We start from the raw sequence: 21,541 nt of genomic DNA on the forward strand, positions 1-21,541 counted from the left end.
GTCATGCGGATCGTCGCAGGACGCTACCACCTGCTCTCCCGGCTCGGCGCGGGCGGCGCGGGCACCGTGTGGCGCGCCAGGGACGAGGTGCTGCGCCGCGAGGTGGCGGTCAAGGAGGTCCACCTCGACGACGGCGACCAGCGGCTCGCCGACACCCTGCGCGAGGCCCGCGCCGCCGCCGCCCTCAGCCACCCGTCGATCATCACCGTGCACGACGTGCTCGCCGAGGACGGCCAGCCGTGGATCATCATGGACCTGCTGGCCGGCCGTTCCCTGGCCGACGTGCTGCGCGAGCACGGCCCGCTCTCCCCCGGCCACGCGGCCACCATCGGCCTGCGGGTGCTCGACGCCCTGGAGACGGCGCACGCCGGGGGCCTGCTGCACCGGGATGTGAAGCCGGGCAACGTGATCCTCACCGACGACGGCGAGGTCGTCCTCACCGACTTCGGCATCGCCGCCCGGCAGGGCGCCCCCGACGCCGAGACCGCGACGGCGGCCGCCCGGCTGGGACAGATCTCCGGCTCGCCCGGCTACATCGCGCCCGAACTGCTGCGCGGCGAGCGCGCCGGCCCCTCCTCCGACCTGTGGTCGCTGGCCGCGACGCTGTACGCGGCGTGCGAGGGCCAGGCGCCCTTCCACCGGTCCACGCCGATGGCCGCGATCGGCGCGGTGCTGACCGTTCCCCCGCCGCCGCCCGTCCGCTCGGGCCCGCTCTCCGGCCTGCTGATGGCCCTCCTCGCCAAGGACCCCGCGGTACGGCCCGGCCCCCCGGGCATCCGCGCCGCCCTCACCCCCGTCGCCGTCCCACTGCCCTCCCGCCGCCTCCCGGTGGACCGCGCGCCCGCCACCGTCCCGGTACGGCGACGCGGGAGCAGGACACCGCTCCTGCTGGCGGCACTGGCCACGGCGGCGGCGGTCGCGGTGACGGCCTTCGTCCTGCTGGACGGCGCGGACACCCAGGCCCAGCCGACCGCGTCGGCCAGCCCCCTCGCCCAGCCTCCCGCCACCAGCCCGTCCCCCACGCCCGACGCCGGCCGGTCCCCCGCGCCCCACACCCCGCCTCCGGTCCGTGACCAGGCCGAGGGCAGGTTCGTGACAGCCCCCAAGCCCTGCGACCTGCTCACCCCTGAGCAGGCGCGGCGGATTCTGCCCGGAGCGCGGCCCGATTCGCTGGGCCGGCCGAACCTGTGCGAGTGGAAGGCGGGCCTGGCCTCCTTCGACGACTCCGTCGAGGTCAAGGTCGCCCATCGGCCGAGCCCGAAGGACGCCGAGAGGACGTTCGGCCACCTGCGCCGCAACTGGGCCTCGAAGGAGGGGACGCACGAGGGCGGCTACACCTATACCCGCACGCTGAGCGTCCCCGGCGTGGGCGACCAGGCGTTCACCTACGACTGGCTCACCCCCACCTTCGTGCGCCGCGTCGTGTACCTGCGGATCAGCAACGTGATCATCACGGTGGAGGCGTCGAACTTCGAGACGTCGAAGCTTTCCGACCAGCTGAAGAAGGCCGCGCTGGACAGCGCTCGCGCGGTAGTGGACAACCTCGGGAAGAGAGCATGAACGACAACCAGGGCAGCATCCCGACCACGGCCGCCCGGAACACCGCGCCCACGGTCGTCTCCGGCGGGACCCGGCCCGGCCTGCTGGTGACACCCGCGCTGTTCGGCGGAGCCATGGCCGCGGTCGTGGTCATGGTCTTCGTCGTGCTGTTCCTGGTCACCCGGGAAGCCGAGCCGGCGCGGGCCGTACCGCCGCCCAAGGCGTCCGTGCCCGTGGAGACAGAGACCGCGAGCGAGCCTACGACGCCGGGTGAGCAGGAGCCGGCGGCGGAGCCCGAGCCCACCGGCGCGGCCAGGTTCACCAAGGACGTGGAGCCGTGCCCGCTGGTCGGTGAGGAGCTGACCAAGAAGCTCGTGCTCTTCCCCCAGCAGTCCCAGATCTACAAGGAGGAGTGCGAGTGGAGCCTCACCGGCAAGGTGATGCTGCCCGACAACATGACGCACAACCTGAAGGTCTACGTGAAGGTCTTCGGCGAGGGGGTCGGTAAGGCGCACGAGCAGTTCCTAGCCAGGCGCCAGGAGGCCTCGTTGCTGCCGCGCACGTTCACCCCCCTCGTCCCGCCGGTGGGCGACGCCTCCTACTCCACCCTGTACAGCATGACCGGTGGCACCAACCAGGGCCCGACCACGGCGACGGTCGGCATCAGGACGAGCAACGCGCTGATCGAGGTCGAGTACCAGCGCCGGGTTCCCGCCGACCCCACGGGGCGCCTGACCAGGGGCGCCACCGAGGTCGCCGTCGCCGTGGCCAAGGCCGTGGAGTCGGCGGGCTGAGAGTCCCCGCGACGACTCAGAGGTCGCCGAGGCCGAGCTGGCGGGCGATGAGCATGCGCTGGACCTCGCTGGTGCCCTCGCCGATCTCCAGGATCTTGGCGTCGCGGTAGAAGCGTCCCACCGGGAACTCGTTCATGAAGCCGTAGCCGCCGAACACCTGGGTCGCGTCGCGGGCGTTGTCCATGGCCGCGTTGGAGGAGACCAGCTTGGCGATCGCCGCCTCCTTCTTGAACGGGAGGCCCGCCAGCATGCGCTCCGCCGCGTGGTAGTAGGCCAGCCGGGCGGTGTGCGCCCGCACCTCCATGTCGGCGATCTTGAACTGGATGGCCTGGTAGTGGCCGATCGGGTGGCCGAAGGCCCGGCGCTCGCGGACGTAGCGCAGAGACTCGTCCACGCACCCCTGGGCCAGGCCCACGCTCAGCGCGGCGATCGCGATCCGGCCCTCGTCGAGGGTCTGCAGGAACTGCGCGTAGCCGCGGCCGCGCTCGCCCAGCAGGTTCCCGGCGGGGACCCGGCAGTCGCTGAAGGACAGCTCACGGGTGTCGGAGGCGTTCCAGCCGACCTTGGAGTACTTCTTCGACACGGTCAACCCGGGCGTGTCCGACGGCACCAGGATGGTGGAGATCTCCTTCTTGCCGTCGCGTTCCCCGGTGATGGCGGCCACGCCGATGACGCCGGTGATGTCGGTGCCGGAGTTGGTGATGAAGGCCTTCGTCCCGTTGATCACCCATTCGGCGCCGTCGAGCACGGCCGTGGTGCGCATGCCGCCGGGCACGTCGGAGCCGCCGCCGGGCTCGGTCAGGCCGAACGCGCCGAGCATCCGGCCGGAGGTGAGTGCGGGGAGCCAGGTGGCCTTCTGCTCGGCCGTACCGAATCGGTAGATCGGCATGGCGCCGAGGGAGACGGCCGCCTCCAGGGTGATAGAGACGCTGGAGTCGACGCGGGCGAGTTCCTCCAGGGCCAGGCAGAGGGCGAAGTAGTCACCGCCCATGCCGCCGTACTCCTCGGGGATGGGCAGGCCGAACAGGCCCATCGCGCCCATCTGGCGGACGATGTCGTAAGGGAACTCCTCGCGCTCGTAGAGGTCGCCGATGACGGGTGCGACCACGTCGTGGGCGAAGGCCTCCACGGTCTTGCGCAGCTCTTCGTACTCGTCGTTGAGCATTGCCGCTACTCCTTCGGGGACAGGGCCTGCACGACCCGGGAAGGGCTGGGGCGGCCGAGCCTGCCCGCCAGCCAGGTGCTGGTGGAGACCAGCTTGTCGAGGTCGAGGCCGGTCTGGACGCCCAGTCCTTCGAGCATCCAGACGAGGTCCTCGGTGGCGAGGTTGCCGGTCGCCGACTCCGCGTAGGGGCAGCCGCCGATGCCGCCGGTGGAGGCGTCGACGACGGTGACCCCGGCGCGCAGCGCGGCCATGGTGTTGGCCAGGGCCTGGCCGTAGGTGTCGTGGAAGTGCACGGCGAGCCGTTCCGGGCCGCCGAACGCGCCGATCAGCGCCTCGACGTGGCCCGGCGTGCCGACGCCGACGGTGTCGCCGAGGGACAGCTCGTAGCAGCCCAGGTCGAGGAGCCGGCGGCCGACGCGCACCACCTGCTCGATCGGCGTCTGCCCCTCCCACGGGTCGCCGAAGCACATGGACACGTACGCGCGCACCCGCAGCCCGTGCGCCAGCGCCCTGGCGACGACCGGCTCGAACATGTCGAACTGCGAGTCGAGCGTCCGGTTCAGGTTTCGCCGGGCGAAGGTCTCGGTGGCGCTGCCGAAGATCGCGATCTCCTCGACGCCGTGCTCCAGCGCGCGGTCCAGGCCGCGCTCGTTGGGCACCAGCACCGGGTACCGCACGCCTTCGACCCGGTCGAGCCCGCTGAGCAGCTCCCCGGCGTCGGCGAGCTGCGGGACCCACTTGGGGTGGACGAAGCTGGTCGCCTCGATCACCCGGTGCCCCGCGTCGGCCAGCCGGGCGATGAACTCGGCCTTGACCTCGACCGGCACGACCGCCGCCTCGTTCTGCAGCCCGTCCCTCGGCCCGACCTCGTAGACGGTCACCCTTCCGGGAAGACCATCCATCGGGTACGGCACGCGCATCACGCCTCCTCCCCCTCGGCCAGGGTGACGACCGCGAGGACGGCGTCCAGGTCCACCGGGCGCCCCGCCCTGGCCGGCAGTTCGGTGACCACGCCGGCGTGCGGCGCGGTGACGGTGTGCTCCATCTTCATCGCCTCCACGATGAGCAGCGGCTGGCCTTCGCTCACCAGCTCGCCCACCTGGGTCTTGACCACGAGCACGGTGCCGGGCATCGGGCTCCTGACCACGCCGTCGCCGCCGCCCGCGGCGCCCACCCGGTCGCCGGGGTCGCCGATGCGGTGCCTGGTGAGCGTCCACGCCTGCCCGTCGCGGCCGAGCCAGAGGGTGTCGCCGTCGCGGGCGAACGCGTACCGGAGGGAGCGGCGGCCGAGCGTGACCACGAGGTGATCGCCGCTGACGATCGCCTTGGCCGGGCTCTCCGCGGCCTGGTCCGGCAGGCGCGTCTCGGCGCCCGCGCCGGGCAGGCCGCGTACGCCGATCTCGTGGACGCCGTCCCGCGACTCCAGCCGCCAGGTCGTCCACGCCTGTTCGCCGACCCGCCAGCCGTCGGCGACGTCCCACGGATCCCGCGCCGCGGGCGTGCTGTGGAAGACGAGGGCGGCGGCGGCGAGCACGTCGTCCGGCACCGCGACACCGGGCGCGATCTCGGGCAGGATCCGCTCCACGAGGCCGGTGTCCAGCTCTCCGCCGATCACCGCCGGGTGGGTGAGCAGGCGGCGCAGGAACGGGATGTTGGTGGTGACTCCGAGGATCACCGTCTCGCCGAGCGCCCGGTCCAGCGCCCGCAGGGCGGCCGTCCGATCCGGCGCCCAGGCGATCACCTTCGACAGCATCGGGTCGTAGTCGCTGCCGACCACTCCGCCGCGCGTCAGGCCCGAGTCGACCCGTACCCCGTCCGGCTCGTGCAGGGCCAGGATGCGGCCGCCGGTGGGCAGGAAGTCCCTGGACGGGTCCTCGGCGTAGACGCGGGCCTCGGCGGCGTGGCCGCGCAGCCGTACCTCGTCCTGGGTGAGCGGGAGGGGTTCGCCCGCCGCCACCCGGACCTGGAGTTCCACCAGGTCGAGGCCGGTGACGAGTTCGGTGACGGGGTGTTCGACCTGCAGGCGGGTGTTCATCTCCATGAAGTGGTGCTCGCCGGTGCCGCCGTCGACGATGAACTCCACCGTCCCGGCGCCGACGTACCCGACCGAGCGGGCCGCCTCCACCGCCGCCTTGCCCATCCGCGCCCGCGCGTCGGGGGTGACGAACGGGGACGGCGCCTCCTCGATGATCTTCTGGTGCCGGCGCTGCAGGCTGCACTCGCGTTCGCCCAGGTGGATGACGTTGCCGTGGGCGTCGGCCATGATCTGGATCTCGATGTGCCGGGGGTTCTCGACGAACCGCTCGATCAGCAGGGTTCCGTCGCCGAAGGCGGCCTGTGCCGTACGCCTGGCCGAGGCCAGCGCGTCGGGCAGTTCGGCGGCCGACCGCACCAGCACCATGCCCTTGCCGCCACCGCCCGCCGACGGCTTGATCAGCGCGGGGAAGGACGCCCAGGAGGCCAGGTCGTCGCCGGGCTCGGCGCCGCCCGGCACCACGGGCACGCCCGCGGCCGACACGGTGGCCTTGGACCGGATCTTGTCGCCCATCGCGTCGATGGCCTCCGCGGGCGGGCCGATGAACGCCAGCCCCGCCTCGGCGCACCGCCGCGCGAACGCGGCGTTCTCCGCGAGAAACCCATAACCCGGGTGTACGGCCTGCGCCCCAGCCTCCCGAGCCGCCCCGATAATCGCCTCTATATCCAGGTATTTCGGCACCTGCAGGGCGATGTCAGCGGAAAGAACATGCTTGGCTCCCGCGTCCCCCTCGGTGTACACGGTGGCCGCCGTGATCCCCATCGCGCGCAAGGTGCGAATGATCCGGACGGCGATCTCGCCCCTGTTGGCGATCAGAACAGTGTCGAACATCGCTGCATCACATCCGGAAGACGCCGTAGCCAATGGGATCGAGTGGCGCGTTGGCCGCCGCCGAGAGCGCCAGCCCGAGGACCGTGCGCGTGTCGAGCGGATCGATGACGCCGTCGTCCCAGAGCCTGGCGGTGGAGTAGTAGGGATTGCCCTGGTGCTCGTACTGCGCCCTGATCGCGTCCACGTCGGCGTCGCCCACGGTGGCGAGCACGTTCGCCGCCTGCTCGCCGCCCATGACCGAGATGCGGGCGTTCGGCCACATCCACAGGAAGCGCGGCGCGTACGCCCGCCCGGCCATGGCGTAGTTGCCCGCGCCGAACGAGCCGCCGACCACCACGGTGAACTTGGGCACCCGCGCGCACGAGACCGCGGTCACCATCTTCGCGCCGTGCTTGGCGATGCCGCCCGCCTCGTAGGCCTTGCCGACCATGAACCCGCTGATGTTCTGCAGGAAGACCAGCGGGATGCGCCTGCGGTCGCACAGTTCGATGAAGTGCGCGCCCTTGAGCGCCGACTCGGCGAACAGGATGCCGTTGTTGGCGATGATCCCGACCGGGTGGCCGTGCAGGTGGGCGAAGCCGGTGACCAGGGTCGGGCCGTACTCCGCCTTGAACTCCAGGAAGCGGGAGCCGTCCACCAGGCGGGCGATCAGCTCGCGCACGTCGTAGGGGGTGCGGGTGTCGGAGGGCACGATGCCGTACAGGTCGCGCGGGTCCAGGGCGGGTTCCTCGGCGGGGACGCGGTCCCACGGCCGCTCGGTCCTGGGCGCCAGCGTCGAGACGATGTCGCGGACGATGGCCAGCGCGTGCGCGTCGTCCTCGGCCAGATGGTCGGTGACGCCGCTGGTACGGGCGTGCAGGTCGCCGCCGCCCAGTTCCTCCGCGGTCACCTCCTCGCCGGTGGCGGCCTTCACCAGGGGCGGGCCGCCGAGGAAGATGGTGCCCTGGTTCCTGACGATGACGGCCTCGTCGCTCATCGCCGGGACGTAGGCGCCGCCGGCCGTGCACGAGCCGAGGACCGCGGCGATCTGCGGGATGCCGCGCGCGGACATGGTCGCCTGGTTGTAGAAGATGCGGCCGAAGTGCTCGCGGTCCGGGAAGACCTCGTCCTGCCTGGGCAGGAAGGCGCCGCCGGAGTCGACGAGGTAGACGCACGGCAGGTGGTTGTGCAGCGCCACCTCCTGCGCGCGCAGGTGCTTCTTGACCGTCATCGGATAGTAGGTACCGCCCTTGACGGTGGCGTCGTTGGCGACGATCACGCACTCGCGGCCCGAGACCCGGCCGACCCCGGTGATGATCCCGGCGGCGGGCGCCTGGTCGTCGTACAGGCCGTTGGCCGCCAGCGGCGACAGCTCCAGGAAACGGGAGCCCGGATCCAGCAGGCCGTCGACGCGGTCGCGCGGCAGCAGCTTGCCGCGCTCGACGTGCCGTGCCCGCGATCGTTCCGGACCGCCACGCGCGGTGACGGACAGGCGCTCGCGCAGCTCGGCGGCCAGCCGCTCGTTGGCCTGGGCGTTGCGTTTGAACGCCTCGCCGCCCAGGTCGGCGGCGCTCTTCAGCACCGGCCACTCAACCATCTAGCCCCCAGGTTAATGTTCGCTAACCCCTTTGATGTTAGCCATCATTAACGTCACCGTCTAGCATCGAGTGGTGACGACTGTTCCGACCCCTACCCGCGATCGCGGGTCACGGCGCATCGAGATCCTCGACGCGGCGGCCACGCTCTTCGCCGCCCGCGGCTTCCACGGAGTCTCGATCGAGGAGCTCGGCGCCGCCGTCGGCGTCTCGGGCCCGGCCCTGTACCGGCACTTCAGCGGCAAGGAGGCGCTGCTCGCGGCGCTGCTGCTGGACATCAGCTCCCGGCTGCGCGCCTCGGCGGCCGAGGTCGTCACCGCCGCCCACGACCCCTCGCAGGCGCTCGACGCCCTGCTCGACATGCAGATCACCTTCGCCATCGAGCAGCCCGCGCTGATCACCGTGCACGACCGCGAGCTCGGCAACGTGCCCGAGCCGGAGCGACGGCAGATCAGAAGACTGCAACGGCTGTACCTCGAGGAGTGGGTGACCGTGCTCAGCGAGCTGTACCCCGCGTGCCCGCCCGCCCGCCTGCGAGCCGCCACCCACGCCGCGTTCGGCCTGCTCAACTCCACTCCGCACAGCGCGGGCGAGCTGCCCTCCTCGGCCATGCGCCCGCTACTGCGCGCCATGGGCAGAGCCGCCCTCCACGCGGGAGTTAATGGTTCTTAACTAGCATAAAGCGCTTGTCGCCCCAACTATCTAGATATATCTTTCAGCTATCTCGATAGTTGGAGGCTGCGATGAGCGATACCGATCGCCCCCTTCCTCCCGCGGCGGTCGCCGGGGGCTTCACCCCGAAAGTCAGGAAGGGCGATGTCAGGGCGGCGCTGATCAGCCTGCTCGGTGAGGAGCCGAAGAACGGCTACCAGATGATCCAGGACATCGAGGAGCGCAGCCGGGGCGTCTGGCGGCCCAGCCCGGGTTCGGTCTACCCGGCCCTGCAGCAACTGGAGGACGAGGGCCTGCTCGCCGGCGTGGACTCCGGCGGCGCCAGGACCTACCGGCTCACCGACGAGGGCCACGCCGAACTCCTGCGGCGGGTGGAGTCGATGTCACCGTGGGACGAGGTGGCCCGCTCGGTCCCGGAGGACCGGCACGAACTGCGACTGCTCTGGGCCCAGCTCAACGAGGCCTTCACCCACCTCACCTGTACGGCCAGCGACAGCCAGGTGGCGGCGGCCAAACGCCTGCTCAAGGAGACGCGCAGCTCCATTTTCAAGATCCTCTCGGAGGACTGATGAGTGCGGTATCAGTAAGAGGTCTGCGGAAGACCTACGGAAAGGTCGAGGCCGTCAAGGGCATCGACTTCGAGGTGGAGCCCGGCGAGGTGTTCGGGTTCCTCGGCCCCAACGGCGCCGGCAAGACCACCACCATCAGCATGCTGTGCACGCTGGCGGAGCCCACCGGCGGCAGCGCCGCCGTCGCCGGCCACGACGTGGTCAGGCAGCGCGACGACGTACGCAGGAACATCGGGCTGGTCTTCCAGGACCCGACCCTCGACTCCTACCTCAGCGCCGAACAGAACCTACGCTTCCACGCCGAGCTGTACGGCGTGCCCAGAGCGGCCGTCGCCCCCCGGATCCGGCAGGTCATGGAGATGGTCGCGCTCTGGGACCGCAAGGACGCCAAGGTGATGACGTTCTCCGGCGGTATGAAACGGCGCCTGGAGATCGCCCGCGGCCTGCTGCACTCGCCGCGCGTGCTGTTCCTCGACGAGCCGACCGTCGGCCTCGACCCGCAGACCCGCGCGGCCATCTGGGGCTACATCAACAAGCTGCGCCTCAGCGAGGACATCACCATCTTCATGACCACGCACTACATGGACGAGGCCGAGTACTGCGACCGGATCGCGATCATCGACCACGGCGAGATCGTCGTCATCGACTCCCCCGAGGCGCTCAAGGCCAGCGTCGGCAAGGACCGGGTGCAGATCCAGACCGGTGACGACGCCGCGGCCATCGCGGCGCTGCGGGAGCGGTTCGGGCTGGAGGCGGCCGTGCACGAGGGGGCGGTGACGTTCGCGGTGGCCTCCGGGGAGGAGTTCGTGCCCCGGCTGTTCGCCGAGCTCGGGCTGCCCATCAAGTCGGTGAGCGTCTCACGGCCCTCGCTCGACGACGTGTTCATGTCCTACACCGGATCCACGATCCGCGACGCCGAGTCCGGCGCCGACGGCAACGCGTGGATGCGCGCGATGGCGAGGAGGTAGGCGATGGCCACCGACGTGGTGAGCGTCCGGATGCCGGCCGGCGGCGTACGGCACGACCTGCGGGCGGTCAAGGTCGTGCTGCACCGTGAGATGCTGCGCTTCCTCAGCGACCGCGCCCGCATGCTGTCCATGCTGCTGCAGCCCGTGCTGTGGCTGTTCGTGATGGGGACCGGGCTCGGGTCGCTGGTGCAGGGGTCCATTCCCGGGGTCGACTTCCGCACCTTCATGTACCCCGGCATGATCTCCATGACGGTCATCATGACCGGCATGTTCTCGGCCGGGTCCATCGTGTGGGACCGGGAGTTCGGGTTCATGCGCGAGATGCTCGTGGCGCCGGTCAGCAGGGGCGCCATCGTGGCGGGCAAGTGCCTCGGCGGGGCGATCGTGGCCACCGGGCAGGGGGTGATCATCCTGGCGATGGCGGGGCTGGTGGGCGTGCCGTACTCGCCCGGGCTGATGCTGACGCTGCTGGTGGAGATGTTCGTGGCGGCGTTCACCATCACGGCGTTCGGGGTGCTGCTGGCGGCGCGGATGAAGAACATGCAGACGTTCTTCGGGCTCATGCAGATGGCGATCATGCCGATGATGTTCCTGTCGGGGGCGATGTTCCCGCTGGCCAACCTGCCCTCGTGGCTGCACGTGCTGACCACGGTGAACCCGCTGACGTACGCGGTGGACCCGATGCGGCAGGCGGTCTTCTCCCACCTGTCGGTGCCACCCGAGGTGAACGCGACCCTGAACCCCGGGGTGAGCTGGGGTTCGTGGCAGGTGCCCGTCCCCTTCGAACTCGGCATGGTGGCCGCGCTCGGCCTGCTCCTCCTGGGCGCCGCCGTCGCACAGTTCAAGAAGGCGGACTGAGGGTGAGACGGCGAGGCCCGGGGCCTACCGGTCCCGGGCCTCGCTGTGTGGTGGGGGTCAGCGCTTGACGCGGACGTAGTCGCGGCGGCTGTGGTCGCCGTTGGTGTCCTCGTCGCCCCGGTAGACGAACTTCCAGTAGCCCGACTTCCAGGCCTTGGCCCTGGTGTACAGCTTGCCGTTGTCCAGGGACCAGGTGCTCTTCACGTACTGCCAGTGACGCGAGCCCTTGGCCTTGAAGTACAGCCGGACCTTGCCGTCCTCGTACCCCTCCCAGTGGCCGTCGGAGTCGATCTGCAGCCGGGCCCCGAACTTCAGGTACCTGCCGCGCTTGACCGGCTCCGGGGAGGCGTTGAACGAGATGACCCTGCTGTCGGCCTTGGCCGGCGGCGGCGTGCTCACCCGCACCCAGTCGCCGACGCTCTCGGCGCCCTTGACTCCGGGCGCTCCGGCGTAGGCGGCCTTCCACCAGCCGGAGGCGTGCGCGACGGCGTCGGTCTCGAAGCGGCCGTCGCGGTCGGTCCTGGTGGCGGTGACCCGCTCCCAGCGGCTCGAGTCCTCGGCCTTGAACAGCAGCACGACGTCCTCGCCGCGCAGCCCCTGCCAGCCGTGGCGGCTCTCCGCCTGCAGGGTGCCCTCGAGGGTCAGCCGGTCGCCCTTGTCCACGGGCTCGGGCTGGGCGTCGAAGCCGGTGAAGCGGCTGGCGCGGGCGGTCTGCCGAACGTCGACGCGGTCGGTGTCGCTGACCGAGCCGGAGGCCTGGCCGTGCCCGCCGAACTCGGCCCGCCACCAGCCGGTGGCCTCGACCTTGACCTTGGTGCCGAACCAGCCGCCGCGCCCGGTGGTGACCTTGGCGATGTGCCGGTAGGCGTCGGTACCGCGCTCCCTGAAGGTGATGACGACGCTCTGCCCGCCGTACCCGCTCCAGCCGCCCCTGTCGACCAGGAGCTTTCCGGAGACGGAGACGCGGTCGCCCTTGGCGACCGTGTCGGGGCTGGCGCCGAAGTCGACGATCTTGGTGTCGGCGGCCTTCTTGGCCTCGACGTCGAACTTGCCCCTGACCGAGTCCTCGCCGCCCTTGCCGTCGTGGGCGATCGCGAGGAACGTCCACCTCCCGGCGTTCTTGGCGGTGAAGTACTTGGTGCCCGTCCACTTGGTCTCGACGCCGTGCGGTGACGGCGTGAGCTTGACCGGGGTCTCGACGGCGATGTCGCCGGGGGCCTTGAGCTGGAGCTCGGCCTTGCCCGCGCCCTTGGTGGTGAAGGTGAACGTCGCCTTGACCGGCTTGTCCGCCACCACGATGGGCGTGGGCGTGATGTCCACGTTGGAGATGCCGGGGGCCGCCGCCCCTGTTGTAGCCGTCGCCGGCGGGGCCAGAGCGAGTGCTCCCGCTCCCACCGCGAGCGCGACGGCTGCGGCTCGGATGCGTCGCAACATGCGGGATCCGTCCTTCCCGTCTTGGTTGAAACGCGGCATGAGGGTGCCACGCACGTACCTAAAGTAGACGTTTTGGACAGGCAAAGGGTTCGCAAACCTGACATGTGGTCAAATATTGTCGTCAGATGGAGCGGTCCAGTAACTCGACACACCGGACGGGCAGACGAACGCCGCCTCGGCGGGACATAATCGGGCCTGTGGCGCGCGACACAGTTGAGACTCATTTCACCCAGGCGGTTGCGGAACTGAAGGCGGGCACGCCCCGGGATCCGGCCCATCCGATCCGCGAGGGCACCTCCCTGACGGGCGAGCAGTGCCGGACGCTGTACGACCTGCAGCTCGGCAGCCGTCTGCTCGACATCGCCGCCCGCTGGCTGCGCCAGCAGGGCGAGGGCTTCTACACGATCGGCTCGGCCGGGCACGAGGGCAACGCGGCCGTGGCCGCGGCCACCAGGCCGACCGATCCCGCCCTGCTGCACTACCGCTCGGGCGCCTTCTACCTGACGCGGTCGGCGATGGCCGGCCGCCTGGCCGAGGAGGGCATGCGCGACGTGCTGCTCGGGCTGACCGCCTCGGCCGACGAGCCGATCGCGGGCGGCCGGCACAAGGTGTTCGGCCACCCGGACCTCGCCGTCATCCCGCAGACCTCGACCATCGCCAGCCACCTGCCCCGCGCGGTCGGCGTGGCCTTCGCCATCGAGCGGGCCCGCGCGCTCGGCGTGACCTCCGCCTGGCCGCAGGACGCGATCGCGGTGTGCAGCTTCGGCGACGCCTCGATCAACCACGCCACCGCGTTGTCCGGCTTCAACACCGCCTCCTACGCCACCTTCCAGGGCCAGGCGCTGCCGCTCCTGTTCGTCTGCGAGGACAACGGGCTGGGCATCAGCGTGCGCACGCCCAAGGGCTGGGTCGAGGCGGCGGCGCGGCGTCCCGGCATCACCTACTTCCAGGCCGACGGCTGCGACCTGGCCGACGCCTACGACACCGCGGCACGCGCGGCCGAGCACGTGCGCGTCAACCGCGCCCCCGCGTTCCTGCACCTGTCGACGGTGCGGCTGATGGGCCACGCGGGCTCCGACGTGGAGTCCTCCTACCGCACGCAGCGCGAGATCCGCGCCGACCTCGACCGCGACCCGCTGCTGCGTACGGCCGGGCTGCTGGTCGAAGCGGGCCTGGCGACCCCCGAGTCGCTGCTGAAGGGCTACGAGTCCGAGCGCGAGCTCGTGCTGCGGCTGGCGCTCGGCGCCACCCGCGGCCCCAAGCTGGGCTCGCTGCGCGAGGTCGTCGAACCGCTCGCGCCGCGGCACGACGACATGATCGCCAAGATCAGTCCGGTCGCCGCCGAGCCGTCGGTCAGGGAGAAGACCTTCGCCGGCAACCTGCCGGAGGAGGACAAGGCGCTCACCCTCTCCCAGGCGATCAACCGCACGCTCGCCGACGCGCTGGCCGTCCACCCAGGGATGATGATCTTCGGCGAGGACGTCGCCCGGAAGGGCGGCGTGTACGGCGTGACCCGCGGCCTGCAGAAGCGTTTCGGCGCCGCCCGGGTGTTCGACACCCTCCTCGACGAGCAGTCCATCCTTGGCCTGGCGCTGGGCGCCGGGGTGAGCGGGATGCTGCCGGTGCCGGAGATCCAGTACCTGGCCTACCTGCACAACGCCCTCGACCAGATCCGCGGCGAGGCCTCCAGCCTGTCGTTCTTCTCCAAGGGCGCCTTCACCAACCCGATGGTCGTGCGCGTGCCCGGCCTCGCCTACCAGCTGGGGTTCGGCGGGCACTTCCACAACGACAACGCCATCGCCGCGCTGCGCGACATCCCCGGCCTCGTCATCGCCGCGCCCTCGCGTCCCGACGACGCCTCGGCCATGCTGCGCACCTGCCTGGCCGCCGCGCGTACCCAGAAATCGGTCTGCCTGTTCCTGGAACCGATCGCGCTGTACAACACGCGCGACCTGTTCGACGACGGCGACGGCGGCTGGATGGCGCCGTACGCGCCGCCCTCGCGCTGGGCGGAGACGCACGTGCCCATCGGCCGGGCGCGCGGCTACGGCGACGGCCGCGACCTGACGATCGTGACGTTCGGCAACGGGCTGCGGATGAGTCTGCGCGCGGCGGTCAAGCTGACCCAGGAGGGGTTCAGCTGCCGGGTGCTCGACCTGCGCTGGCTCGCCCCGCTGCCGATGGAGGACCTGATGCGGTCGGCGGAGCTGACCGGCAAGGTGCTGATCGCCGACGAGACCCGGCACTCCGGCGGCGTCTCGGAGGGACTGATCGCCGAACTGGTCGACGCGGGCTACTCCGGGCAGATCGCCAGGGTGACCTCGGCCGACAGCTTCGTGCCGCTGGGCGATGCGGCCGACCACGTCCTGCTGTCGGAGACCGAGATCGAGGAGGCGGCCCGCAAGCTGCTGTCCTGACCCCGGGGTCAGAGCCAGTTGCGGCGTTTGAAGACGACGTAGAGGGTCACGCAGACGGCCGCCATGAGCAGGACGGCGAACGGGTAGCCCAGGGTCCAGTGCGTCTCGGGCATGAAGTCGAAGTTCATGCCGTAGATCGTCCCGACGAGCGTGGGCGCGAACAGGATCGCCGCCCACGCGGAGATCTTCTTGACCTCCTCGCTCTGCGCGTAGCTCGCCTCGGTCATCTTGGCCATCTCCGCGTTCTGCGCCTGCGTCACCAGCGTGGAGTTGACGATGAGGATGTTCTGCAGCGTCTGCCGGAACGACCCGACCCGCTCGTTCACGGTGATCGCGTGGTCGGAGACGTCGCGCAGGTAGCTCTGCAGGCCCTCGTGCACGCCGTACTTGTCGGCGCCCGCGATGAAGCCCTCGATCATGGAGAGCAGCGGGGTCGTGGCCCGCTGGAACTCGATGACCTCGCCGGACAGCTCGTAGACGCGCCTGGACACCGACGGGTCGCCGCCGAAGACCTGGACCTCGATCTCCTCGATGTCCTTCTGCAGCCCGGCGACCACCGGCGCGTAGCCGTCGACGACGGCGTCCAGGATGGCGTACAGCACGGCCTGGGGGCCCTGGCGCAGCAGGTCGGGGTGGGATTCCATGCGCCTGCGGACGGCCGACAGGTCGGGGGCCTCGGCGTGCCGTACGGTGATCACGAAGTTGGGGCCGACGAAGACGTGCAGCTCGCCGAAGGCGACCTCTTCCACGTCGTCGAGGTACTGCGCGGCGCGCAGCACCACGAACAGCGTGTCGCCGTACCGGTCGGCCTTGGGGCGCTGGGAGCCGACGATCGCGTCCTCCAGCGCCAGCTCGTGCAGGCCGAACTCCTCGGCGAGCCGGGCCAGCTCCCACTCCTTGGGCCGGTACAGGCCGATCCACGCCATGCTGCCGGGGGTGCTCTTCAGCCGCTCGAAGGCCTCGGCGAGCGAGCTGGGGTCGTCGACGCGCTCGCCGTCGAGGTAGACGGCGTTGTCGATGACGGTGGGGCGGTACGGCGGCTGCTCGCCGGCCCGCGGGTCCATGGACAGTTCGGGCGCCTCCTGGCGGGCCGAGGTTCCGCGCAGGAATCCCTTCTTCCGTGCCATGCCGGCCCCTACGACGCCCGGTAGCTTTCGAGCGCGTCGTGCGCCCGGTCGCGGATGGACCTGCGGAACACCGGAGTCCAGCCGAGCAGCAGCCCGGCGGGTTTGCCCAGGGCCATCTTGGACCACTGCCGGAGGTCGAACTCGTCGTGGTGGCGGACGATGAGGCCGTCGTCGAACCGGAACAGCGCGTCGATCTCGTTGACCACGGCGCGGCCGGTGCTGCTCATCGTGTAGCGGGCCGTCCAGTGCGCGCGGCCGGTGAAGTTGTCGGCGGTGATGTCGCGGTATTCCACCCGCATGCCGCTGCCCCTGCTGAGCATCATCCGCCACATGGTCATCACCCGGTCGCGGCCTTCGAGCTCCAGGAAGACCGGGTCGCCGAAGCTAACCTCCGGGTGGTAGCACTGCGCCATCGCGTCCGCGTCGCCTCGGCTGAAAGCCTGGAAGAAGGTGGTGACCAGGCGGATGTGCTGATCGTTCATCTTGTCCCCCAACTGCTGTCAGACCATGCCCTGGGCATTCTGCCAGCACACCGATCGGAGCCAGTCGTCGCCCATGCCCAGCCGTTCAAGGGCGTACAACTGGTGGGCATAAGTGTGCGGGATGGTGGGGAAATCACTGCCCAATACCACTTTCCCCGCCAAGCCGAGAACGCGCAATTCCTCCTTTAGACGGATAGGGAATGGCATGCCGCGTTCGGCGAAGTCGGTGAAGGTCATCGTGGTGTCCAGCACCACCCGTTCGTAGCGTCTGGCCAGGTCGAAGAAGTCGTCGTACTCCGGCATGCCGAGGTGGGCGACGACCACCCGCAGCCTGGGGTGCCGGCGCAGCACCCCGCTGATCGGCTCGACGCCGACGCACCCGCCGGGCACCGGCACGGAGCTGGCGTGCACGACGACGGGCGTGCCGGTCTCGGCCAGCGTTCCCCACACCGCGTCGAGCTCGGGCGCGCGCGGGTCGAAGGCGCCCACCTGCAGATGCACCTTGAAGATCTTCACCCCGTCGGCCAGCGCCCGCGTCACGTAGTCGAGCACGCCGGGCTCGGGGAAGAAGGTCGCCGAGGGAATGCACTCCGGGGTACGGCGGGCGAAGTCGAGCGTCCAGGCGTTGAGGTCGGCGGCCATGCCGGGTTTGTGCGCGTAGGCCAGGGCGGGGAAGGCGGCCACGCCCATCTCGCGCAGCCTGGCCAGCCGCTCCCGCACCGGCCAGCGGTACTCGATGCGCCAGCCGTCGCCCATCAGCGGCCCGCCGTTGTCGAAGTGGTGCCAGACCCTGCGCTCCATCCGCTCGGGCAGGAAGTGCACGTGCAGGTCGATCAGGCCGGGCAGCCCGAGCGCCTGCCACCAGGCGCGCACGTCGGCGTCGGCGGTCAACACAGAATGATGTTCTACGGCCACACCGTGACTTTACCGGGCTAGGGTCTGTACCTGATGAACAAGCTTTGGGCCCACCTCGTCGAGGTGCAGGCCGCCCCCGAGCCCTGGATCATGGCGCTGTCGGCTCTGGCCGCCCTGCTGATCGTCTCCTTCCGCACGTCGTGGCAGCTCTCCCGCGGTCTGATCACCATCGCGCACGAGGGCGGGCACGCGCTGATGGCGCTGCTCTCCCGGCGCAAGCTGCAGGGCATCCGGCTGCACTCCGACACCTCGGGCGTGACGCTGACCAGGGGCAGGCCCACCGGGCCCGGCATGGTGCTGACCGCGCTCGCCGGATACGTGGCGCCCTCGCTGCTGGGGCTGGCCGCGGCGTGGCTGACCGCCGAGGGCCGCGTGCACCTGCTGATCGCCACCATGCTGCTGTTCCTGGTCTGCATGCTGCTGCTGATCCGCAACCTGTACGGCGCGCTCATCCTGCTGGCCACCGGCGGCGCGGTGTTCGCCCTGTCCTGGTACGCCCCCGACAGCGTGCAGCAGATCGTCGCCCAGGTGGCGGTCTGGTTCCTGCTGTTCGGCGGGGTGCGCCCGATCATCGAGCTGCAGCGCAAGCGGCGCAGGCGGCAGGCCCCCGACTCCGACGCCGACCAGCTCGCCCGGCTGACGTTCCTGCCGGGCGGCTTCTACGTGCTGTTCTTCCTGGCGGTGGCGGGCGCCGCCCTGGTGGGCGGCGCCTACCTCATGTCACCGCTGTAGTCAGCGCGGCCCGGAGACGTTCGCCTGGCGCAGCGCGTCGGCGGTCGCCACCTTGTGCGCCCTGGCCGCCTCCTCGATCGCCCCCGCGTCGGCCCGCGACTCGATCAGCTCCAGCAGCCGGTCGTGCTCCTCCACCGAACGCCGTGCCCGCCCCGGCACGTAGGTGAAGCTGGAGCGGCGCATGTGGTCCAGGCGGGCCCACTCCGACTCCAGCAGCGCGTTGAGGTGCTCGTCGGGGCAGTGGCGGTACATCGAGAAGTGGAACTCCCGGTTGAGCGCGGTGAAGGAGGCCGGGTCGAACTCCTGCAGCGCCTCCTTCATCCGCTCGTTGATCTCCCGTGACTCCTGGATCTGCGCGGCGGCCATCCGTGGCGCGGAGATCGCCGTGGCGTACCCTTCGAGCCTGGCCAGGACGTTGAGCGTGTGCTCGACCTGTTCGGAGTCGAAGACCGCGACCCGGGCCCCGATGTTGCGCACCACCTCGACCAGCCCGTCGGACTGCAGCCGGCGCACCGCCTCGCGCAGCGGGATGGTGCTGACCCCCGTCTCGCGCGCGAGCTGGTCCATGACCAGCCGGTATCCGGGGCCGTAGGTGCCGTCCAGGATGCGCGAGCGCAACAGGGTGTAGCTGGTCTCAGCCTTGGATCCGGCGGCTTCCGCCTTGGGCCCTGTGGTCTGGACCGGTTTCTTCGGGCTCACCGGCTCCCCTCTCGCTCTCCCTGCGTCCTGCCATCATCTCGCACGAGCGGACCCTTGCCCGCCCATCACGGTTTACCCAGGTGCGTCCAGACGCCTTTGACCTCGGTGTAGGCGTCGATGGCGTACGGGCCCATCTCCCGGCCCCAGCCGCTGGCCCGGTAGCCGCCCCAGGTGGTGGCGGCGTCGGGGACGTGGATCATGTTGATGAACACGGCGCCGGCCCGGATCCGCGCGGCCAGGCGGTGCGCGGTGGACAGGTCGTCGGTCCAGATGGAGGCGGCCAGGCCGTACTCCAGGCCGTTGGCGCGGGCGACGAGTTCGTCGGGGTCGTCGTAGGCGAGCACCGGGACGACCGGGCCGAACACCTCGTCCTGGGCGATCGACATCTCGTCGGTGACGTCGGCGAAGACGGTCGGCCGGTAGAAGAAGCCGGGGCGGTCCACCCGGTCGCCGCCGGTGACCAGGGTGGCGCCCTGGGCGGTGGCGAGGCTCACGTGGCCGTCGACGGAGGCGCGGTGCTCCTCACTGATCAGCGGCCCGAGCTGGGTGTCCGGGTCGAGTCCGGGCCCGAGGCGTAAGGCCGCGGCGGCGGCCGCCATCTTCGAGGTGAACTCGTCGGCCCGCTTGCGGTCGACGTAGAAGCGGGCGTACGCGGCGCAGACCTGGCCACTGTTGAACAGCGCCCCCTGCACGTTGCCCGCGACGGCCGCGTCGATGTCGGCGTCGGCGGCGATGATGCTGGGCGCCTTACCGCCGAGCTCCAGCGTGAGCCGCTTGAGGTTGCCCGCGCTGTAGTGCACGAGGGTACGGCCGACGGCGGTGGAGCCGGTGAAGGAGACCTTGTCGACGTCCGGGTGCTCGGCCAGCGCGGCGCCGGTGGCGGCTCCGCCGGTGAGCAGGTTGACCACGCCCGGCGGGAAGCCCGCCCGCCCGATCAGCTGGGCGAGCTTGACGGTGGTCAGCGGGGTCTGCTCGGCGGGCTTGATGATGACGGTGTTGCCGCAGGCCAGGGCGGGGGCGAGCTTCCAGGCTGCGATCATGAGCGGGAAGTTCCACGGCGTGATGAGCGCGCACACGCCCACGGGCTCGCGCCTGGTGTAGTGCAGGGTGTCGGGGTAGGCGACGGGCAGCACGGATCCTTCGATCTTGGTGCACCAGCCGGCGAAGTAGCGGAAGTGCTCGGCCGTGCCGGGGACCGTGACGGTCCTGGCCACGGCGAGCGGCTGGCCGTTGTCGCGGGTCTCCAGTTCGGCCAGTTCCTCGCCGTGCTCCTCCACCAGGTCGGCGACCCGCCACAGCAGGCGGGCGCGGGTGTGGGCGGGCATCTCGGCCCAGGCGGGGTCGTCGAAGGCCGTCCGGGCGGCGGCCACGGCCAGGTCCACGTCGGCGGCGCCCGCCTTGGCGCAGGTGCCGAGCACCGAGCCGTCGGCCGGGTCGAACGTGGTGAACTCGGCGCCGTCGGCGGCGGGCCTCCACGAACCGCCGATGAGCAGGTCGGTCATCTGTCAGATCTCCTCTCTCACCAGGTCCGCGCATCTCTCCCCGATCATGATCGAGGGGGCGTTGGTGTTTCCAGACGTGACGGCCGGCATGATCGAGGCGTCGGCCACCCGCAGCCCCTCGATCCCGAGCACCCGCATCGCGCAGGTGCCGACCTGGTGGTGGTAGGTGACCAGGGTCCGGCGGACATAGTCGTCCAGGTCCGCGCGCGACCCCGGGTGCAGCTCGACCTGGTGCGGCGCGTAGTCCGCCGCGAAACTGGCCGGCCCGCCCGATCCGGCGCCGACGACGACCACGTCGAAACTCTCCATCGCCCGCTCCCAGGTCCGCGCTCGCCCTGAGGAATCATGTATGACTTCCCATATCTTTGTCCACGGCCGGTTACCCGAAGGCGAGGGTGGGCAGGTCGACCGAGGTCGCGCCGCCGTCCGCGACCACCACCGAGCCGGTCATGATCGAGCTCTTCGGGCCCGCCAGGAACAGGCAGATGTCGGCCACCTCCGCGGCGGTGGCGGGGCGGCGCAGCGGCACGTCCTTGGTCGCCAGCGTGTACGCCTGCTCGCGGGTGATCCCGTCGCGGGCGGCCAGCACGTCCATCTCCGCGTCGGCCATCGGGGTCCGCACCCAGCCGGGGCAGAGGCAGTTCACCCTGATCCCCGTGGGCCCGTAGTCGCGGGCGAGCGAGCGGGTCAGGCCGATCAGGGCGTGCTTGGTGGTGACGTATCCCGCGGCGGCGGGGCCGGCGGCCAGGCCCGCGATGGAGGAGACGATCACGATGGAGCCGCCGCCGGACATCGCGGGCAGGCTCTCCCTGCAGGTGACGAAGCAGGTGTTGAGGTTGGCGCGCAGACTGGCCTGCCACTCGTCGTCACCGGTCTCCCCCACGGTTCCGACGCCGTGGCCGCCCGCGTTGGCGACGACCACGTCGAGCGTGCCGTACCGCTCGACCGCGAGTCGGACCGCCGCGCGTGCCTGGGCGGGGTCGGCGACGTCGGCGCGGATCGCGGTCGCGCGGTCGCCGAGGCTTCCGGCGACCTGTTCCAGTAACTCGATCCTGCGTCCGGCGAGCACCACCGAGGCGCCCTCGGCGGCGAACAGGCGGGCGACCGCCGCGCCGATGCCGGTGCCCGCGCCGGTGACCAGCGCGACCTTTCCCTCCAGTTCCATGCCCTTCTCCTTTCCGTGCAGAAAATATATGATTTCCTAGACGAACTGTCCCGGACGAGGAGA

Annotated in this window: 20 protein-coding genes; 8 read left to right on the plus strand and 12 right to left on the minus strand. The window is 70.9% G+C overall.

Going from position 1 to position 21,541, the window contains the following annotated elements; all coding sequences use genetic code 11:
* Positions 1-3 precede the first annotated feature (3 nt).
* A complete protein-coding gene (locus ABZ911_RS09340; protein ID WP_358053706.1) occupies positions 4-1,560 on the plus strand; it encodes a serine/threonine-protein kinase in 1,557 nt (518 codons plus the stop codon).
* On the plus strand, positions 1,557-2,333 hold the full coding sequence (locus tag ABZ911_RS09345) for a hypothetical protein (protein ID WP_358053709.1): 777 nt from the start codon (positions 1,557-1,559) through the stop codon (positions 2,331-2,333). The genes ABZ911_RS09340 and ABZ911_RS09345 overlap by 4 nt, the downstream gene beginning before the upstream one ends.
* A 16-nt stretch (positions 2,334-2,349) precedes the next feature.
* On the opposite strand, the gene ABZ911_RS09350 is transcribed toward ABZ911_RS09345, so the two are convergent.
* The 4 genes from ABZ911_RS09350 to ABZ911_RS09365 are packed head-to-tail and all read right to left on the minus strand — an operon-like array spanning position 2,350 to position 7,940.
* Complete coding sequence (locus ABZ911_RS09350) at positions 2,350-3,498, minus strand: acyl-CoA dehydrogenase family protein (protein WP_358053712.1); 1,149 nt, start codon at positions 3,496-3,498, stop codon at positions 2,350-2,352.
* Between the two features lie 5 nt (positions 3,499-3,503).
* Positions 3,504-4,418, minus strand: a complete 915-nt coding sequence (locus tag ABZ911_RS09355; protein ID WP_358053715.1) for a hydroxymethylglutaryl-CoA lyase — start codon at positions 4,416-4,418, stop codon at positions 3,504-3,506.
* Positions 4,418-6,364, minus strand: coding sequence for a biotin carboxylase N-terminal domain-containing protein (locus ABZ911_RS09360; protein WP_358053717.1), 1,947 nt, complete (start codon positions 6,362-6,364; stop codon positions 4,418-4,420). The genes ABZ911_RS09355 and ABZ911_RS09360 overlap by 1 nt, the downstream gene beginning before the upstream one ends.
* 7 nt (positions 6,365-6,371) lie before the next feature.
* Entirely contained in the window at positions 6,372-7,940 is a 1,569-nt protein-coding gene (locus ABZ911_RS09365; RefSeq protein ID WP_358053719.1) for a carboxyl transferase domain-containing protein, read from the minus strand.
* A gap of 73 nt (positions 7,941-8,013) precedes the next feature.
* Here ABZ911_RS09365 and ABZ911_RS09370 point away from each other — a divergent pair, with 73 nt between their 5' ends.
* The 4 genes from ABZ911_RS09370 to ABZ911_RS09385 all read left to right on the plus strand — a co-directional run bounded on the left by ABZ911_RS09370 (position 8,014) and on the right by ABZ911_RS09385 (position 11,005).
* Entirely contained in the window at positions 8,014-8,610 is a 597-nt protein-coding gene (locus tag ABZ911_RS09370; protein WP_358053721.1) for a helix-turn-helix domain-containing protein, read from the plus strand.
* Between the two features lie 71 nt (positions 8,611-8,681).
* Positions 8,682-9,179, plus strand: a complete 498-nt coding sequence (locus ABZ911_RS09375; RefSeq protein WP_358053723.1) for a PadR family transcriptional regulator — start codon at positions 8,682-8,684, stop codon at positions 9,177-9,179.
* Positions 9,179-10,147 carry an ATP-binding cassette domain-containing protein gene (locus ABZ911_RS09380; protein WP_358053725.1) on the plus strand — a complete coding sequence of 323 codons (969 nt, stop codon included), beginning with the start codon at positions 9,179-9,181 and terminating at the stop codon, positions 10,145-10,147. Before ABZ911_RS09375 ends, ABZ911_RS09380 begins: the two co-directional genes overlap by 1 nt.
* 3 nt (positions 10,148-10,150) lie before the next feature.
* Entirely contained in the window at positions 10,151-11,005 is an 855-nt protein-coding gene (locus tag ABZ911_RS09385) for an ABC transporter permease (protein WP_358053727.1), read from the plus strand.
* A 57-nt stretch (positions 11,006-11,062) separates the two neighbouring features.
* Here ABZ911_RS09385 and ABZ911_RS09390 read toward each other — a convergent pair whose 3' ends face one another.
* Positions 11,063-12,439 carry a hypothetical protein gene (locus ABZ911_RS09390; protein WP_358053729.1) on the minus strand — a complete coding sequence of 459 codons (1,377 nt, stop codon included), beginning with the start codon at positions 12,437-12,439 and terminating at the stop codon, positions 11,063-11,065.
* Between the two features lie 197 nt (positions 12,440-12,636).
* On the opposite strand from ABZ911_RS09390, the gene ABZ911_RS09395 reads away from it, so the two are divergent.
* On the plus strand, positions 12,637-14,856 hold the full coding sequence (locus ABZ911_RS09395; RefSeq protein WP_358053731.1) for a thiamine pyrophosphate-dependent enzyme: 2,220 nt from the start codon (positions 12,637-12,639) through the stop codon (positions 14,854-14,856).
* 8 nt (positions 14,857-14,864) lie between these two features.
* Here ABZ911_RS09395 and ABZ911_RS09400 read toward each other — a convergent pair whose 3' ends face one another.
* Genes ABZ911_RS09400 through ABZ911_RS09410 form a run of 3 tightly spaced genes read right to left on the minus strand, consistent with a single transcriptional unit; the run spans position 14,865 to position 17,356 of the window.
* A complete protein-coding gene (locus ABZ911_RS09400; RefSeq protein ID WP_358053733.1) occupies positions 14,865-15,983 on the minus strand; it encodes a magnesium and cobalt transport protein CorA in 1,119 nt (372 codons plus the stop codon).
* An 8-nt stretch (positions 15,984-15,991) separates the two neighbouring features.
* Positions 15,992-16,465 carry a nuclear transport factor 2 family protein gene (locus tag ABZ911_RS09405; RefSeq protein ID WP_358053735.1) on the minus strand — a complete coding sequence of 158 codons (474 nt, stop codon included), beginning with the start codon at positions 16,463-16,465 and terminating at the stop codon, positions 15,992-15,994.
* An 18-nt stretch (positions 16,466-16,483) separates the two neighbouring features.
* Complete coding sequence (locus tag ABZ911_RS09410) at positions 16,484-17,356, minus strand: amidohydrolase family protein (RefSeq protein ID WP_358053737.1); 873 nt, start codon at positions 17,354-17,356, stop codon at positions 16,484-16,486.
* Positions 17,357-17,413: 57 nt separating this feature from the next.
* Here ABZ911_RS09410 and ABZ911_RS09415 point away from each other — a divergent pair, with 57 nt between their 5' ends.
* On the plus strand, positions 17,414-18,112 hold the full coding sequence (locus ABZ911_RS09415; RefSeq protein WP_358053739.1) for a M50 family metallopeptidase: 699 nt from the start codon (positions 17,414-17,416) through the stop codon (positions 18,110-18,112).
* Here ABZ911_RS09415 and ABZ911_RS09420 read toward each other — a convergent pair whose 3' ends face one another.
* From ABZ911_RS09420 to ABZ911_RS09435, 4 genes are all read right to left on the minus strand, one after another.
* Positions 18,113-18,811, minus strand: a complete 699-nt coding sequence (locus ABZ911_RS09420) for a GntR family transcriptional regulator (RefSeq protein WP_358053740.1) — start codon at positions 18,809-18,811, stop codon at positions 18,113-18,115. It abuts the gene before it with no gap.
* Positions 18,812-18,876: 65 nt separating this feature from the next.
* Positions 18,877-20,313, minus strand: a complete 1,437-nt coding sequence (locus ABZ911_RS09425) for an aldehyde dehydrogenase family protein (RefSeq protein WP_358053742.1) — start codon at positions 20,311-20,313, stop codon at positions 18,877-18,879.
* A 3-nt stretch (positions 20,314-20,316) separates the two neighbouring features.
* On the minus strand, positions 20,317-20,622 hold the full coding sequence (locus ABZ911_RS09430) for a GMC oxidoreductase (protein ID WP_358053744.1): 306 nt from the start codon (positions 20,620-20,622) through the stop codon (positions 20,317-20,319).
* Between the two features lie 70 nt (positions 20,623-20,692).
* Positions 20,693-21,478, minus strand: coding sequence for an SDR family NAD(P)-dependent oxidoreductase (locus ABZ911_RS09435; RefSeq protein ID WP_358053745.1), 786 nt, complete (start codon positions 21,476-21,478; stop codon positions 20,693-20,695).
* Positions 21,479-21,541 lie beyond the last annotated feature (63 nt).

This window comes from Nonomuraea sp. NPDC046570, assembly GCF_040645915.1.
Classification (GTDB): domain Bacteria; phylum Actinomycetota; class Actinomycetes; order Streptosporangiales; family Streptosporangiaceae; genus Nonomuraea.